This is a genomic window from Methyloversatilis discipulorum (genome assembly GCF_000385375.1).
Classification (GTDB): Bacteria; Pseudomonadota; Gammaproteobacteria; order Burkholderiales; family Rhodocyclaceae; genus Methyloversatilis; species Methyloversatilis discipulorum_A.
This window is the reverse complement of the sequence record NZ_ARVV01000001.1, coordinates 3,573,849-3,588,797: the sequence shown is the minus strand read 5'-3', so window position 1 is coordinate 3,588,797 and position 14,949 is coordinate 3,573,849. Positions and strand designations below refer to the sequence as shown.

16 protein-coding genes are annotated in these 14,949 nt (G+C 66.7%); 7 read left to right on the top strand and 9 right to left on the bottom strand.

Features of this window, described 5'->3' with window-relative positions:
- Window positions 1–71 precede the first annotated feature (71 nt).
- The 3 genes from METRZ18153_RS0116680 to METRZ18153_RS0116670 form a co-directional block, all read right to left on the bottom strand.
- Entirely contained in the window at window positions 72–1,568 is a 1,497-nt protein-coding gene (locus METRZ18153_RS0116680; protein ID WP_020165812.1) for a PhoX family protein, read from the bottom strand.
- A 43-nt stretch (window positions 1,569–1,611) separates the two neighbouring features.
- Window positions 1,612–2,175, bottom strand: coding sequence for a PEP-CTERM sorting domain-containing protein (locus METRZ18153_RS0116675; RefSeq protein WP_020165811.1), 564 nt, complete (start codon window positions 2,173–2,175; stop codon window positions 1,612–1,614).
- A 128-nt stretch (window positions 2,176–2,303) separates the two neighbouring features.
- Window positions 2,304–3,707, bottom strand: a complete 1,404-nt coding sequence (locus METRZ18153_RS0116670) for an aminotransferase-like domain-containing protein (RefSeq protein WP_020165810.1) — start codon at window positions 3,705–3,707, stop codon at window positions 2,304–2,306.
- A gap of 193 nt (window positions 3,708–3,900) precedes the next feature.
- Here METRZ18153_RS0116670 and METRZ18153_RS0116665 point away from each other — a divergent pair, with 193 nt between their 5' ends.
- The 4 genes from METRZ18153_RS0116665 to METRZ18153_RS0116650 are packed head-to-tail and all read left to right on the top strand — an operon-like array spanning window position 3,901 to window position 5,893.
- Window positions 3,901–4,296 (top strand): tautomerase family protein, encoded by a 396-nt coding sequence (locus tag METRZ18153_RS0116665; RefSeq protein WP_020165809.1) that lies wholly within the window; start codon window positions 3,901–3,903, stop codon window positions 4,294–4,296.
- Window positions 4,271–4,468 (top strand): YjiS-like domain-containing protein, encoded by a 198-nt coding sequence (locus METRZ18153_RS0116660; protein WP_020165808.1) that lies wholly within the window; start codon window positions 4,271–4,273, stop codon window positions 4,466–4,468. Before METRZ18153_RS0116665 ends, METRZ18153_RS0116660 begins: the two co-directional genes overlap by 26 nt.
- Before the next feature lie 13 nt (window positions 4,469–4,481).
- Window positions 4,482–4,982: a DinB family protein gene (locus METRZ18153_RS0116655; protein WP_020165807.1), complete on the top strand. Its 501-nt coding sequence runs from the start codon at window positions 4,482–4,484 to the stop codon at window positions 4,980–4,982.
- Window positions 4,979–5,893 (top strand): alpha/beta hydrolase family protein, encoded by a 915-nt coding sequence (locus tag METRZ18153_RS0116650; protein ID WP_020165806.1) that lies wholly within the window; start codon window positions 4,979–4,981, stop codon window positions 5,891–5,893. Before METRZ18153_RS0116655 ends, METRZ18153_RS0116650 begins: the two co-directional genes overlap by 4 nt.
- 23 nt (window positions 5,894–5,916) lie before the next feature.
- Here the strand turns inward: METRZ18153_RS0116650 and METRZ18153_RS0116645 are convergent, their stop codons facing one another.
- The 3 genes from METRZ18153_RS0116645 to METRZ18153_RS0116635 all read right to left on the bottom strand — a co-directional run bounded on the left by METRZ18153_RS0116645 (window position 5,917) and on the right by METRZ18153_RS0116635 (window position 8,166).
- Complete coding sequence (locus METRZ18153_RS0116645) at window positions 5,917–6,465, bottom strand: FlgO family outer membrane protein (RefSeq protein ID WP_020165805.1); 549 nt, start codon at window positions 6,463–6,465, stop codon at window positions 5,917–5,919.
- 1 nt (window position 6,466) lies between these two features.
- Window positions 6,467–7,135: a hypothetical protein gene (locus METRZ18153_RS0116640; protein WP_020165804.1), complete on the bottom strand. Its 669-nt coding sequence runs from the start codon at window positions 7,133–7,135 to the stop codon at window positions 6,467–6,469.
- A 101-nt stretch (window positions 7,136–7,236) separates the two neighbouring features.
- Complete coding sequence (locus tag METRZ18153_RS0116635; RefSeq protein ID WP_232416074.1) at window positions 7,237–8,166, bottom strand: histone deacetylase family protein; 930 nt, start codon at window positions 8,164–8,166, stop codon at window positions 7,237–7,239.
- Between the two features lie 168 nt (window positions 8,167–8,334).
- On the opposite strand from METRZ18153_RS0116635, the gene ubiD reads away from it, so the two are divergent.
- The 3 genes from ubiD (at window position 8,335) to METRZ18153_RS0116620 (ending at window position 11,814) form a co-directional block, all read left to right on the top strand.
- Window positions 8,335–9,828, top strand: a complete 1,494-nt coding sequence (ubiD, locus tag METRZ18153_RS0116630) for a 4-hydroxy-3-polyprenylbenzoate decarboxylase (protein ID WP_020165802.1) — start codon at window positions 8,335–8,337, stop codon at window positions 9,826–9,828.
- 76 nt (window positions 9,829–9,904) lie between these two features.
- The gene (locus tag METRZ18153_RS0116625; protein WP_020165801.1) at window positions 9,905–10,657 is read left to right on the top strand and encodes a competence/damage-inducible protein A; all 753 of its coding nucleotides are present in this window, start codon (window positions 9,905–9,907) and stop codon (window positions 10,655–10,657) included.
- Window positions 10,658–10,782: 125 nt separating this feature from the next.
- Window positions 10,783–11,814 carry a hypothetical protein gene (locus tag METRZ18153_RS0116620; RefSeq protein WP_020165800.1) on the top strand — a complete coding sequence of 344 codons (1,032 nt, stop codon included), beginning with the start codon at window positions 10,783–10,785 and terminating at the stop codon, window positions 11,812–11,814.
- A gap of 72 nt (window positions 11,815–11,886) precedes the next feature.
- Here METRZ18153_RS0116620 and METRZ18153_RS0116615 read toward each other — a convergent pair whose 3' ends face one another.
- The 3 genes from METRZ18153_RS0116615 to METRZ18153_RS0116605 form a co-directional block, all read right to left on the bottom strand.
- Complete coding sequence (locus METRZ18153_RS0116615) at window positions 11,887–12,450, bottom strand: phasin family protein (protein WP_020165799.1); 564 nt, start codon at window positions 12,448–12,450, stop codon at window positions 11,887–11,889.
- Between the two features lie 295 nt (window positions 12,451–12,745).
- The gene (locus METRZ18153_RS0116610; protein WP_020165798.1) at window positions 12,746–13,615 is read right to left on the bottom strand and encodes a fructosamine kinase family protein; all 870 of its coding nucleotides are present in this window, start codon (window positions 13,613–13,615) and stop codon (window positions 12,746–12,748) included.
- Complete coding sequence (locus tag METRZ18153_RS0116605) at window positions 13,612–14,946, bottom strand: protein kinase domain-containing protein (RefSeq protein ID WP_020165797.1); 1,335 nt, start codon at window positions 14,944–14,946, stop codon at window positions 13,612–13,614. Before METRZ18153_RS0116605 ends, METRZ18153_RS0116610 begins: the two co-directional genes overlap by 4 nt.
- Window positions 14,947–14,949 lie beyond the last annotated feature (3 nt).

Genomic DNA, 14,949 nt, shown 5'->3' with positions numbered 1-14,949 from the left:
GGGAAGCCTCTCGAATCGGAAAGGGCCGGCGCGCGTGCGCCGGCCCGGAACTGCGGACTGCAGGAGTGCGATTACAGCGCGCCGTTATCCCACGGGCCGGTGATCGCGTAGGTGATGCCCGGCGACTGGGTGTTCACGAACAGCCACTCGTTGTGGAAGGTCGCGCCGCAGAACTCGGAACCCATCGAGTTGCTGCTGAAGGAACGGCCGGACGGACGGGTGTAGGTGCCGATGGCGCCAGCGCGGAAGTCGGCGTTGTTGGCGATGAAGGGGAACACGGTGCCATCGGTGGTCAGACCGTGGCAGCGCGAGACCGAGTTGCCACCGTCTTCGCACAGGATGAGGCTGCCGCGCGGGCTCCAGGCGATGTTGTCCGGGTTGTCGCAGACGTCGGCGCCGGACGATTCGTACACCAGCGTGAAGGTTTCGCGACGCGGATCGTAGGCGAAGATCTGGCCCTTGCCGGCGGCACCGCCGCTGGTCGAGCACACGTAGATCACGCCGTTGCCGTACCACACGCCTTCGCCGCGGACGATGCTCGACGCACCCTGCATGATGCCCTGGGCGACCACGCCGCCGTAGGAGGTACCGCTGATGAAGGGCTTGTTCGGCTCGTCGATGTTCACCCACTCGACGTCGAAGGTGGTGCCCGGAGCCTGTGCCACGCCGGTGTTGTAGTAGCCGTAGCTGACACCGTTGATGGTGCGGGTGGCGTTGTTGGCCGTCTTCAGCTTCATCATCTGCAGCTTGCCGCCCATTTCCGGACGACCGATGACGTTCGGGATGAAGCGGTAGAAGCCGGACGGGGTGCTGTCTTCGGTTTCGTAGATGATGCCGGTGACCGGATCGACGGCGACGGCTTCATGGCTGAAACAGCCCATGTCGACCAGCGGAACCGGCTTGGCGGCGCCGGTGGCCGGCACGTCGAAGCAGTAGCCGTGCTGTTTGGAAGCACCGTTGTGCGGGCCGTCCGACGTTTCTTCACAGGTGATCCACGAATTCCACGGGGTCGGGCCGCCGGCGCAGTTGCGGATGGTGCCGGAGATCGACGCGTAGGCGCCGACCCACTGCTTGGTGCGCGGCGAGAACACGAGGTTGGTCGTGCCGCCGTTGCACAGCGGGTCGTAGGTGATCTTCGGGTTGGCGTACGAACCGGCGGTGCGGCTGCCCTGTTCGTGGTTGCGCACCAGCACGATCTTGTTCGCGTCGGCGGCGACTACGGCCATGCCGTCGTGCGCGCCCGGAGTGGCGATGCCGTCGGTCATCACGTCGCCGGTCCAGCCGTAGGACCAGTACTTGAAGCCTTCCGGCAGTTGCAGCAGCGGCAGGCCGGTGACTTCATCGGCGACCGGGGCGAGCGGGCCGTAGTCGGGGCTGAACGGCAGCTGCACGGCGTGCGCCTTCTTCGAACCGAGGATGCTGAAGGGCATCGCGACGGTGGCGGCGGCGGCGACACCGCTCTTCAGGAAGCCGCGGCGGCCATAGGTCCAGTGCGGGTCCATGTCCTTCGAGGCGTCGGCCTTGCTGAAATCGCGCAGGACGTCGATCAGGTCGTCTTGATGGTTCATTGTTGTCTCTCCGTTTTGAGTGTGTGGGGGCCGTGCGGATGGATCAGGCGCGACGGCGGGCGGCAGCGCCGATCAGGCCGAGGCCGGCCAGCAGCAGCGCGTAGGTTTCGGGCTCCGGCACGGTGGCGGTGATGGTGTAGCCAAGCTGGCCGACCCCGACGTTGTCGCTGAAGTCGGCGATGGCGAGCACGAACAGGCCGTTGCCGTAGTCGTTGAAGAAGTTCGCGCTGGCCGCTTCACCGGCGCCGGCGTAGGGGTTGGACGGCGTGCCGTCGGCGCCGGTGACGAACATCGTGGTCGCCGAGGCGCTGCCGAGGTCGAAGTAGTTCGCGGTATCGCTCTCGACGCCGTACCAGATGCCGAAAACGACGTCGAGCGTCGGATCCGTCGGGGTGACGGTGATCGACACTTCGCTCAGGAAATCGGCCTTGAAGGTCCAGAAGGACCAGTTTTCGGCGCTGCCGATGAAGGAATAGCTTTCGGCGGCGACGGTGCCGGCCGTGATGCCGCTGCCGAACTGGCCGCTGATGGTCGGGGCGGCCGCCTGGGCGCCGGCCGACATCAGGCCGGCCAGCAGGGCGGCTGCAAGGGTGGAACGCGTGAACATGGGACTCTCCGGTCTGGGTTGAGACGCGGAAAGTCTGGCCGGCGACGATGTCCCGCCAGTTAATCTCCCGTTAATGTTCGACGCGGGAAGTCATAGGCCGTTCGGCCGGTGCGCATGGTCCGGTCGGACTATCGGCTGGCGAGCGAACCCAGGCTGGCGAGTGCGGCGTCGACGCGTGCGTCCCAGCGCACCGCGCACATCAGGCGTATGCAGTTGCGGTACTTGCCTTGCGGCGAGAACAGCGGGCCGGGTGCGATGCTGATGCCGGCCGCCAGTGCCCGCGACTGCAGCGCCAGCGCGTCGATGTGCTCCGGCAGTTCGACCCACAGGATGAAGCCGCCGGCCGGACGCGTGCAGCGCGTGCCGGGCGGGAAGTGACGCGCGATCGCGGTCTGCATCCTTTCCATCTGCTCGGCGTACTGCCGGCGGATGCGCGCCATGTGCCGCTCCGGCCGGCCGCTGGTGAGGTAGTCGGCGAGCGCGCGCTGCGGCAGCAGCGCGGTCGCCATCGTGCTGCCGTACTTGAGACGCTCGACCTCGCGCCGCCAGCGTCCGGCGACAATCCAGCCGATGCGCAGGCCGGGCGCCAGCGTCTTGGAGAAGGACGAACACAGCAGCACGTGACCGGTGCGGTCCCAGGCCTTGGCGACGCGCGGGCGTTCGCCGTCGTGTGCCAGTTCACCGTAGATGTCGTCCTCGATCAGCGCGATGCCGCGGCTCGACAGCATCTGCACGATGCGCCGCTTGTGCGCGTCCGGCATCAGCGCACCGCTCGGGTTGCTGAAGCTGGTGCACGCCAGGCAGGCCTTGACCGGCCACTTTTCCAGCGCCAGTTCGAGCGCGTCCGGGCTGAGGCCGGTCTGCGCGTCGGTCGGGATTTCGAGCGCCTTCAGACCCAGCGATTCGATCAGCTGCAGCGTGCCGAAGAAGGCCGGCGACTCGATGGCGACCACGTCGCCCGGCTGCGTGGTGGCGCGCAGCGCCAGCGTCAGGGCTTCCTGGCAGCCGGTGGTGATGACGATGTCGTCGGGATGGATCTGGCAGCCGGAATCGACTGCGCGCCGGGCGATCTGCACGCGCAGCGCCTCTTCGCCAATGAATTCTCCGTAGCGCGCGCTGCCGGCGTCGTCGGCGCGCAGGGCGCGGCCGAGGCTGGCCCGGATGTCCTTCACCGGAAGGAAGTCGGCGTGCGGAATCGCGGTGCTGAACACCAGCAGGTCGTCGCGGTGCGAGGCGCGCATGACCTGGGCCACCCGTTCCGACATCGTCACTTCGCCCGGCGATTCGTCGTCGCAGGTCTGGCAGGCGCGGGGCGGCAGCGCCTCGGGCGTACGGGCGTAGAAGCCGGACTGCGGGCGCGCCTCCAGCCAGCCCTGGGCTTCGAGCTTGCGGTAGGCGGAGATGCAGGTGGCGATGCTGAGGCCCTGCTGCAGCGCGATGCGACGCACCGACGGCAGGCGCTGGCCCGGCGGGTACAGACCGGCGCGGATATCGGAGCGCAGCCGGTCGGCGAGTTGTTCGTAGCGGTTCATGCGGCGTCCTCTCGCGGTGGCGATCGATACTGTACTGTGCGACCTTGTTCATGGACCAGTACAGTTTGTGTGCGCAGTTGCCGGTACAGATCCGTCAGAACCGGAATTGTGTCGGTCAAAAAAACGAATCCTGTGCATCGACCGTCACAGTTGCGGCCGGCATGATCCGGTCATTCAGTGAAGGAGCCCCGCCATGCCGATGATCACGCTGCAGCTGTCCCGCCCGCTCGACGCCGAAACACGCCTCGCCGTGACCCGCGCCGTCACCGATCTGACAGCCGAGGTGCTCGGCAAGAAGCGCGAGCTGACGGCGCTGGCCATGGGTCACGTAGAACACTGGTCTGTCGGCGCGGAGGCGGTTGGCGGTGCGCTGACCGCCTTCCATCTGGACGTGCGCATCACCGCCGGCACCAACACGAAGCCGGAGAAGGCGAACTATGTTTCCGCCGTCTGGCAGGCGCTGGACGAACTGATCGGCCCGCTGCACCCGGCCAGCTACATCGTGGTCAGCGATCTGGCGGCGGATTCCTGGGGCTATGCCGGCGAGACACAGGAGGTGCGTCATGTCCGCGCACGCCTGGCTCAGTGAAGTGGCGCGCCGGCTGCGTGAGGGCCGCCGGCAGCGTCGCGCGCGTGCAGAATTGCAGGCAATGAACGATCTCGAACTGCGTGATCTCGGCCTCGGTCGCTCGGACCTGCCGTCGGTACTCGGCGGACGTTTCGAGGACGGGTTTCGCGCGCAGGCGAAACGCCTGCATTGACTCCGGACCTGCAATGATCAAAGCGCACAGTCTGACCATGGCCCGCTATCACGGCTGGGCCTGCGATCGCCTGTTCGCGTCGCTCGATGCGGTCAGCGACGTCGACTGGCGTGCTGATCATGGGCTGTTCTTCAAGAGCCTGCACGGCACGCTGAATCACCTGCTGCTTGCCGACCTGATCTGGTACGGCCGCTTCACCGGACGGCCGTATGCGGCCACTTCGCTCGCTGACGAAGTCGAGTCCGACCGGTCGGCGCTGCAGCAGCGGGCACGCGAGCAGGCCGAGCGCTGGATCGAACTGGTCGAGGCGTCCGACGAGACCGTCTTCGCGAGCCGGCTGCGCTACGCGAACATGGCGGGTCAGGCGTGTGACACACAGTGGGCCGGCACGCTGCTGCACGTGTTCAACCACGCGACCCACCACCGCGGCCAGATGTCGGCGGTCGCCACGCGCCTGGGGCAGCCGGCGCCGGAGATGGACCTCGTCTACTTCCTTCGCCTGAGCGGTCTGTGAGCGGGAGCAAGGTGCCCGTACCGGAGGACATCGAGTTCGCGGCGACGGACGGCTACCTGCTGCGCGGCCGGCTCTGGCGACCGGAGAGGGACGACGGCAGTCGGCCGGCGGTGATCGTCTGCTGTGCCACCGGCGTGGCCGCGCGTTACTACGGACGATTCGCTGCCTGGCTGTCCGCACATGGGCTGCCAGCGATGACCTTCGACTATCGCGGCATCGGTGACAGCCGCTACGGCAGCCTGCGCGGGCTGCGTGCCACCAAGCACGACTGGGGCGCGCTCGATACCGACGCAGCGATCCGCACGCTCGCCACCCGCTTTCCCGGACGCACGCTGGTCGGCGTTGGGCACAGCATCGGTGGCTTCTGCCTCGGGTCGGCGCCGTCGAATGTGCGGCTCGCCCGGCTGCTTCTGGTCGGCTCGCAATACGCCTACTGGCCGGACTACGCGCCGCGCCAGCGTGTCGGCTACCTGCTGCGCTGGCATCTGCTGATGCCGGCGCTCGCACTGATGATGGGCTATTTCCCGGGCAAGCGCCTGGGCTGGCTGGAGGACCTGCCGCGTGGCGTCGCGCTCGAATGGGGGCTGCGGCTGTGGCCGGATTTCGACCGGTTGTACCGCTGGCTGCCCGGCGCCGGCGGCGCCCCGGACGGCGGCGCGGCGCGCGCCGCCTTTGCCGGTTATCACGGTGAAGTGCTGGCCTGCGCGTCGGCCGACGACCCGTACGCGACGCCGGCGGCGATGGAACGGCTGCTTGGCTGGTTCACCCAAGCGCGCACCCGCCAGGTGCAGTTCCTGCCGGCGCGCTTCGGCCTGACCCGTATCGGCCACTTCGCGCCCTTTCACTCCGACATGCAGCGCACATTGTGGCCGCTTGGCCTGAAGTGGCTGCGCGGGCGCCGCAGCCGCTGATCCGGGGGCGAAGGACGTCTTCGTCAGCGCGTGCTGCGCAACAGCGACTTCATTGCCGCGTCGCGAGGCAGCACGTAGTCGTGCGCGGCCAGCGCGACATTGGTGGCCGGGTCGATCACCTTCAGGTTGATGAACACCATGTCCTCCGCGGCGCCATAGGTGCCGACGATGACGGCGCGTGCCTGATGCGAACGTGCGAGATCCTTGATCTCCCGGGTGAGCATCATTTCGCCCTGATGCTGGCGCACATAGACGTTGTTGCGGAACTTCATTTCCACCATGTGGTAGCCGGCGCGGGAGAAGCGCGACGACACGTGCTCCGACACCAGCCGGCCCAGCGTGGACGACTGGTCCAGCGCGTCGATGTTCACCACGGTGGCGATGATGAGCGGATTGCCGCTGCCGATCGAATTGTCGATCTGCCCGAGCAGCGCATCGGCCGCCTTGTAGTTCGCCGGAACGAAGCGGTCGCTGGCCGCCTGCTCATAAGTGGGGTCGGGCTTGACCGAGGATGTGCAGGCGGCCAGCGGCAACAGGCCGGCGCACAGCAGCGTGAGAACAGAAGAGCGCATGTCACTGGTCTCCATTCAGACGGATGGTGTGCGTGCCGCTGCCGGCGTCGTACAGCGCGCGGTCGCCGTCGGCGACGTAATAGACGTGCGTGCGGTGGGCGAGGAAGCGCTGCTCGTCGCTGACCTGTGCGGTGACGATGATTTCCGTCTGCGGCGTGGCACCCGACGCGAATTCGGAGCGGAACCAGCCGTAGGCGTCGCTGCCCACTGCGCCGGCCGTCGCCACACCGGCCGCGCTGGCGTCGGCCACGGCCAGGCCCCACAGGCCGGCCGCCAGCATGGTTGCCGTGCCGGTGTGCTTGTACTGCGGACGATCGGCCGAGAAGCGCAGCGTGCGGGTATCGAACTCGAGCACCAGCGCGCCCTGCGGCGTGCGATTGACGGTGCGACCCTGTTCGAGCAGCGCCGAGATGAGCTGCTTTTCGAAGGCGAGATTGAAGTGGGTGCGCGCGCTGCTCTCGCGTACGAACAGCGGACGTTCGTCCTTCAGGTCGCGCGTGATCTGCGCCGCGACGTCACGAGCGATGACCGACCAGTGGCCGGCCGCCTGTACCTTTGGCTGCTTCGTGGTCGGGAAATTGGTGGCGAGCGGTGTTTCGCTGTGCGGTGCGGCGCAGCCGCCGAGCAATGTGCCAAGGGCGAGGGCTGCGCCCAGGTGTCGGGTGTTCATCGGACGGTCTGACCTCCCGGTTGGTTGAATCCACGTATATGCAAAAAGCATATACGGGGCGGAATCTACCAGAACACGGCGGGCTTGCGTCAACCGCTGCGTCAGCGGGTCGTGGCGTGGTGCAGCGCGGCGGCGACGGTGGCGAAGTGGATGTCGACGATGTCGGCGATGTCCTCCGCGTAGCCGCCGGCCATCGCCACCGCCAGCGGCAGGTCACGCCGGCGGCAGTAGTCGAACACCCGGGCGTCGCGTGCGGCCAGGCCCGGCTTGGTGAGCTTGAGCCGACCGAGGCGGTCGCCCTCGAACGGATCGGCGCCGGCGAGGAAGAGGATGAACTGCGGGTCGAAGCGCGCGCTCATCCGTGTCAGCGCGTCGTCGAGTGTGGCGAGGTAGGCGTCGTCGCCGCAGCCGTCAGGCAGCGCGACGTCGAGGTGGCTGCGCTCCTTGCGGAAGGGGAAGTTGCGGTCGCCGTGCAGCGACAGCGTGAATACGTCATCGGCCCGACCAAGGATCTCCGCGGTGCCGTCGCCCTGGTGCACGTCGAGGTCGACGATGGCCACGCGTTCGATGCCGCATTCGGCCTGCAGCATGCGTGCGGCCACCGCCGAGTCGTTGAACACGCAATAACCGGCTCCGCTGGCGCGCTTGGCGTGGTGGGTGCCGCCGGCCAGATTGACCGACACGCCATCGCGCAGCGCGCTGCGACACGCGGCCATGGTGGCGCCGGCGGAACGGCGCGAGCGCTCTATCATCTGCGCCGACCACGGAAAGCCGATCATGCGGATTTCGTTCACGCTCAGTTCGCCCCGGCTGGCGCGATCGACGTAGCCGGCGTCGTGCGCGCGGCACAGTTCGGCGTCGGTCGCGGCCGGCGGCTCGCTCAGCGTGATGCCCGGCAGCTCGGCAGCCACGCGTTCCCGCAGTCGGCGGTATTTGTCCATCGGGAAGCGATGGGTTTCAGGCAGCGGCAGAACGAAGTGGTCGGCGTACCAGGCAAGCATGTCGGGCGTGTGAGCGGGACGGTCGCGCATTCTGACAGTCGACTGCCGGCGGCGGTTGCGACAGCTGTATCGGAACGCCTGCAGTGCCGCGCGGTCAGTGGCCGCGTGCGGGGTGCGGCGGCCTTCACTATCGCTTACCATCGGCCGCGCACTGTGCAGCACTCAGCAAGGCGCGAAGTACTGGAGCCGTAACACGACATGAAATACACGGATTTGCGCGACTTCATCGCGCAGCTCGAACGGATGGGCGAACTGAAGCGCGTTGCGCGCCCGGTATCGCCGCATCTGGAGATGACCGAGATCTGCGACCGCGTGCTGCGCGCGCAGGGGCCAGCGGTGCTGTTCGAGCAGCCGACCGGTCACACGATGCCTGTGCTCGGCAACCTGTTCGGCACGCCGGGACGCGTGGCACTCGGCATGGGCGTCAGCGGCGACAAGTGGGCGGAAGCGCTGCGCGACATCGGTCGCACGCTGTCGATGCTGAAGGAGCCGGAGCCGCCCAAGGGCCTGAAGGATGCCTGGGACAAGCTGCCCATGCTGAAGCAGGTGTTCTCGATGGCACCGAAGAAGGTGTCGTCGGCTCCGTGTCAGGACGTCGTGTGGGAGGGCAGTCAGGTCGATCTGTCGCGCTTGCCGGTTCAGCACTGCTGGCCCGGTGATGCGGCACCGTTGATCACCTGGGGTCTGGTGGTGACGCGCGGACCGGACAAGAAGCGACAGAACCTCGGCATCTACCGCCAGCAGGTGATCGCGCAGGACAAGGTGATCATGCGCTGGCTGGCCCACCGCGGCGGTGCGCTCGATTTCCGCGACCACGCGCGCAGGTTTCCGGGCACGCCCTTCCCGGTTTCGGTGGTGCTGGGCTGCGATCCGGCGACGATACTGGGCGCGGTGACGCCGGTGCCGGACACGCTGTCCGAGTACCAGTTCGCCGGCCTGCTGCGTGGCAGCCGCACCGAACTGGTGAAGTGCATCGGCAACGATCTCGACGTGCCGGCCAGTGCCGAAATCGTGCTCGAAGGCGAACTGCGGCCGGACGCGAGCCATCCGTCCGGCTATGAGCACGCGCCGGAAGGGCCGTTCGGTGACCACACCGGCTACTACAACGAAGTGGCCGAGTTTCCGGTGTTCACGATCACGCGCATGACCATGCGCCGCAATCCGATCTACCACTCGACCTATACCGGCAAGCCGCCGGACGAACCGGCCATGCTTGGCGTGGCGCTGAACGAGGTGTTCGTGCCGCTGCTGCAGAAGCAGTTTCCGGAAATCACAGATTTCTATTTGCCGCCCGAAGGCTGTTCCTACCGGCTGGCGGTGGTGTCCATGCGCAAGCAGTACCCGGGGCACGCCAAGCGGGTCATGTTCGGCGTATGGAGCTTCCTGCGCCAGTTCATGTACACCAAGACCATCATCGTCGTGGACGAGGACATCGACATCCGCAGCTGGCAGGAGGTGATCTGGGCGATGACCACGCGCATGGACGCGAAGCGCGATACCGTCATCGTCGACAACACGCCGATCGACTACCTCGATTTCGCCAGCCCGGTCGCTGGCCTCGGGTCGAAGATGGGGCTGGACGCGACCAACAAGTGGCCGGGCGAAACCAGCCGCGAGTGGGGGCGCACGATAGAGATGGATGCCGACGTGAAGAGGCGCGTCGATGCGATGTGGTCCGAACTCGGACTCTGACGCACGCGCCTCGATCACGCGTCGGTCTTTTTTTCACGACATTCAGCGCCCTCCGCGCTGAACAGGAGTTGCGATCATGGCCATCGGCCTCTACATCATCGGCGATGAAATCCTGTCCGGCCGCCGTCAGGACGGGCACTTCGCCAAAGTGCGCGAACTGCTCGCCGAGCGCGGCCTGCAGCTGTCGTGGGTGAGCTATCTGGGCGACGAACGTCCACGTCTGATCGACGCCTTCCGTCGTTCGCTTGCGACGACCGACATCGTGTTCTCCTGCGGCGGCATAGGCGTCACGCCGGACGACCACACGCGGCAGGCCGCCGCGGCGGCGCTCGGTGTCGACTGCGTGCTGCATCCGGCGGCCGAGGTCGAAATCCGTGCGCGCTTCGGCGCCGAGGTGACGGAAAACCGTCTGCGTCTCGGCGAGTTTCCGGCAGGTTGCGACATCATTCCCAATCCGTTCAATCGCATTCCCGGCTTCAGCTGTGGCGACCACCATTTCGTGCCGGGCTTTCCTGAGATGGCCTGGCCGATGATGCAGTGGGTGCTCGACACGAAGTACCGGCAGCTGCATCACACCCGCAACTGGACTGAGGCCTCCTTCTTCGTGTTCGACGCACACGAGAGCCGGCTGCTCGATCTGATGCAGGCGATCGAGCGCGACTACGGTGTCACCGTGTTCAGTCTGCCGAGCTTTGGCAACGCGAAGCGGGCACGCCCGCACATCGAACTGGGCGCCAAGGGCGATCCGGACAAGGTCGCCCCGGCGCTGGCAGCCATGCGTACCGAGGTGATCCAGCGCGGCCTGGAGGTCGACGCCGACCCGATCTGACCGGCGCCAGGCGGGCTGTCGTACCCCTGATCAAGACGCCTGTCACGGCCGGGGAGCAGAACCGGTCGACACCGTCGATACGACGATTCACTATTCGCGCGGAATTTTCGTGTGGAGAGTGTTCGATGAATCGCCTGTCGGCGACGCGAGCCTGTGCAGTGCTCACGCTTGCGGTTTTGCTGGCCGGGTGCTGGCAGATCGACGATCTCGGTGACCTGCCCGGTGGTCCGCACTTCAGCGAGGCCTACGCCATCAACGAAGGCGGGGATGTGGTCGGCTACGGTAGCGATGCCGACGGCAATCGCGCTTTCGTCTGGCGGCGGGGCGCCGGTCTGACGCCTCTGCCGCTGCACGCGGGCACGAGGGCGTGCACTGCCGCCGGCATCAATGACGCGGGTCTCGTCGTCGGACACTGCCAGACGAGCGGCGGCGGCCGGAAGATCGCCGTCGTCTGGTCCGGCGGCGAGGTCGAGGCTGTGCAGTTTCCGGGCCGGCGCGTGCTCAGCAGCGAACTGCTCGCCGTGAATCAGGCCGGCGACGCTGTCGGCGGTTTCCGCGAGGAAGTGGGTCGCTCCTTCGTGGTCGACATTGCCTTCAGCTGGCAGTACGGCAGTTCGCAGCCCTTACGAGGCATCACGCCTCTGCCGTCTGATCTTGCCGGCTCCGGCATGGCGCGCGCCGTCGGACCGCTGGGCTGGGTAGCGGGGCACGCATACGTCACGCCGCATCCGCCCTGGTTATGGAATCCGGCCACCGGACGTGGTCATCGGGTTGGCGAGTTGTCGGCGCCGGCCAGTACGAGCGGCGAGGCACGCGGCATCAACGACCAGCGACAGGTCGTTGGCGTGTTCGACGGGCGGGGCTTCGTATGGACGCCGGCCGGACCGGGAGAGGTGCAGGGCACGACGATAGAGATTCCGTTCGAGCCCTATGACATCAACAATCGTGGGCAGGTGGTCGGCGTACAGGGCGGGCGCGCGGTGCTCTATGACCTTGGCACGGAGAGGCTGACGGTGCTCGAGGACCTGCCGGAGGTACGGCGGGCGGGGTGGCGTCGCCTGGCGCTGGCGCGAGCGATCAATGACAGAGGTCAGATCGCCGGCTACGGCGTCAATGTGGCGGGCGACGTGAGCGGTTTCGTGATGACTCCCGACTGAAACGCGCTGCAGTCGCGTAAACGAAAAGAGCCCCGCACAAGGCGGGGCTCTTTTCAGACTGCTCGTGAAGACTTAGGCAGCAGCCTTCTTCTTCGCGGTCGTGCTGGCGGCGCCGACGGCACGCACGGTCGCCGAGGTGGCGGCGTTCACGTTCGCTTCAGCCATTTCGACGGCCTGCTTAGCAGCCTTGGCCATGCTGTCGTAGGCGCTGTTGGCGGCGGCGATGGCCGACTTGACAGCGGCGACGGCGACATCGGAACCGGCCGGGGCTTGCTTGGCGGCCTGATCCAGGGTCGAGGTGACAGCCTTGTTGACTTCACCGACCTGAGCTTCGACAACCTTGCTCAGCTCTTCCTGGGTCTGCGAAACGATTTCATAGACGCTGCGCGAGTAGGCAACGACCTTCTCGATCGCCGGCTGGACCAGGCCGCTCTGCAGCGACACGATCTCTTGCACGTCCTTGGCGCCCATCAGGGTCTTGGCGTTCGCGACGCTGTCTTCCAGCAGCGAACGGGCGGTGTTCAGGTTCAGAGCGGCGAGGCGCTCGGTGCTGGCAAAGGCGGTGTTGGCCAGGGTCAGCAGGGCTTCGATGCCGTTCTTGTTGGCGGCGGCGAAATGTTCAGGGGTGAAGGCCATGGTGGTTATCTCCGTACATTTAGTTGAAAGAGCGACCACGACCGGGCGGTAAAACCGGGAACACCCACGAGGTCACCTAAATCGTGCGACTCAATACTTGCCCCAAGGGTTCGTATTGCGCTGCACCATGAACACGATTATAGGGATGGTCGACGTGATGTCAACATGTTTTTGTTGCACTGCACACAAAAACTTTTCCGGATTATTTCTTCGCCTAAACAATGAGATGTGAACGTACGTTCATAAAACAGCAGGGGTCGCAGTGCGCTGCGTCAGATGCCGCGCAAGGGCGCTCTCAGCGCAGTTCCGACAGCAGTCGTGCTGCGGTGCGTTCGGTTTCCCGCAGGTAGGCGCTGCCGAACAGCAAGGTGTGGTTCAGCAGGTGATACAGCCGGTAAAGACCGCGTCGGGATGCAGCGCCAGCGTCCAGCGGGGCACTCTTCTGATAGGCGGCGTACATCGAGATCGGGAAGCCTCCGAACAGTTCCGTCATCGCGTAGTCCGCCTCGCGATCGCCGTAATGCACAGCCGGGTCGAACACGGCGGGCTGGTCCCCGACCATGCCGGCATTGCCGTGCCACAGGTCGCCATGCAATAGCGAGGGGGCCGGGCGATACTCGAGGAACAGGGCCGGTACGCGTTCGACGATGCCCTGCAGGTTGCGTATCAGCTCGCCGCGCATGCCTTCGGCGATCAGTCGTTCGAGTTGCGGCCGCAGGCGCTTCTGCGCATAGAAGAGTGGCCAGGTGGTGGACGTGCCGTTCTCCTGACGGCTGTCGCCGAGCCAGTTGTCGCGCGGCAGGCCATACAGGTCACCGTGCACTTCGTGCAGCGCTGCCAGCGCCTTGCCGAAGGCGCGCCCGTCGTCGTCGGTGGACACCGGTTTCAGGTCCAGCCATTCGAGCGCCAGCCAGGCAACGTCGTCGGCGGTGCCGCTGCCGCGCGCGGCCGGCACCCGGAAACAGCCTGTACCGCGCAGCAGCGCCAGTCCCTCCATCTCGGCTGCGAACACCTCCGCCCGATCGGCCGGCAGCAGCTTGACGAAAAGGGGAGCGTCGCCAGTGTCGATCCTCAGCGCACGGCGCGTACGACCGGGCGCCAGCTCGGCCACTGCGCTGCAGCCGACGCCGAGCGCAGCGGCAATCCGTGTCGCAACCGCGTTCATTCGCCGCCGCCCCAGCTGTCGGCCAGACGCATATTGGCCGACGACAGGCGTGCGGCCAGCACCTGCAGGAAGGCTTCGTAGAAGCGCATGCGGCAGGTTTCCGAGGCGCGGCGGATGCGTTCGCCGTCGATCGCGAACAGCAGGCTGTCGGTGTTCGCCTGCACGTCGTTGGCGCGCAGCTTGCGGTCGCGACGGGCGATCACCGACATTTCGCCGCAGCATTCGCCGCTGGTCAGTATGTTCAGCGTGCGGCCCGACTTGCACACTGACAGTTCGCCCTCGACCAGCACGCAGAGGCGGTCACCCTGTTCGCCGTCCTTCATCAGCAGCGTGCCGGCAGCGACGCGCTCCTGGCGGACGAAGTGGGCGACCTCCCACAGTTCGACGTCGCTGAAGTCATTGAAGAAAGTCAGCGTGCGCAGCAAACGGAAGTGCTCCGCTGCGCCGGATTCGTCCTCGCGCGGCTTGAGCCGGCGATTGCGGAAAGCCTGAGCGAGGTCGTGCGTGAACTCGGCCCAGGTCGCGTAGCGCAGCGCGATGTCCTTCTGCATCGCGCGCGCCACGACGGCGTCGAGCGCAGGCGGCAGGCCCGGACGGAGTACCGAGGGCGGAGGCGGTTCGACGTGGATGATCTGGTAGACGAGGCTGTACTTGTTGCTCGCCTGGAAGGGCAGCTCGCCGGCCAGCAGCTGGTAGAGCACGACGCCCAGCGAATAGATGTCCGTCTGGTGGTTCAACGGCATCTCGCGCACCTGCTGCGGGCTCATGTAGGCCGGCGAGCCAACGCCCTCGACCTGGGTGCGTTCGTTGGCAGTAAACAGCGCCGCGCCGAAATCGGTCAGCTTCAGTTCGCCGTCGCGGGTGAGCAGGATATTGGCCGGCTTGATGTCGCGGTGCGTGATGCCCAGCTGGCAGGCGTAGTCGAGTGCGCGCGTGCACTTGAACATCAGTTCGACGATGCGCTCCACCGGCAGCAGCCCCGGCCGCTGCACGTGCGCCTCCAGCGTGCCGCCGGCGACGTACTCCATCACGATATAGGCCTGATCGCCGGTCACCACGGCGTCGTGGATGGCGACGATGTGCGGATGCTGCAGCTTGTCGGCCAGCGACGCTTCGTTGATCAGCAGATTGCGGTGCAGCCGGCCGCGCGCGTGGTCGTTCAGCACGTCGGGGTCGATGCACTTGATCGCCACTTCGCGCTGCGCCTGCGGATCCCATGCCAGCCAGACGGTGCTGGTGCTGCCGCGGCCGATGATGCGTCTGAGCTGATAACGGCCCAGCGAACTGCCGGGTGTCGGTGCGTCGGGCGGCGGCGGCGCAGCTGTCTGCATCCG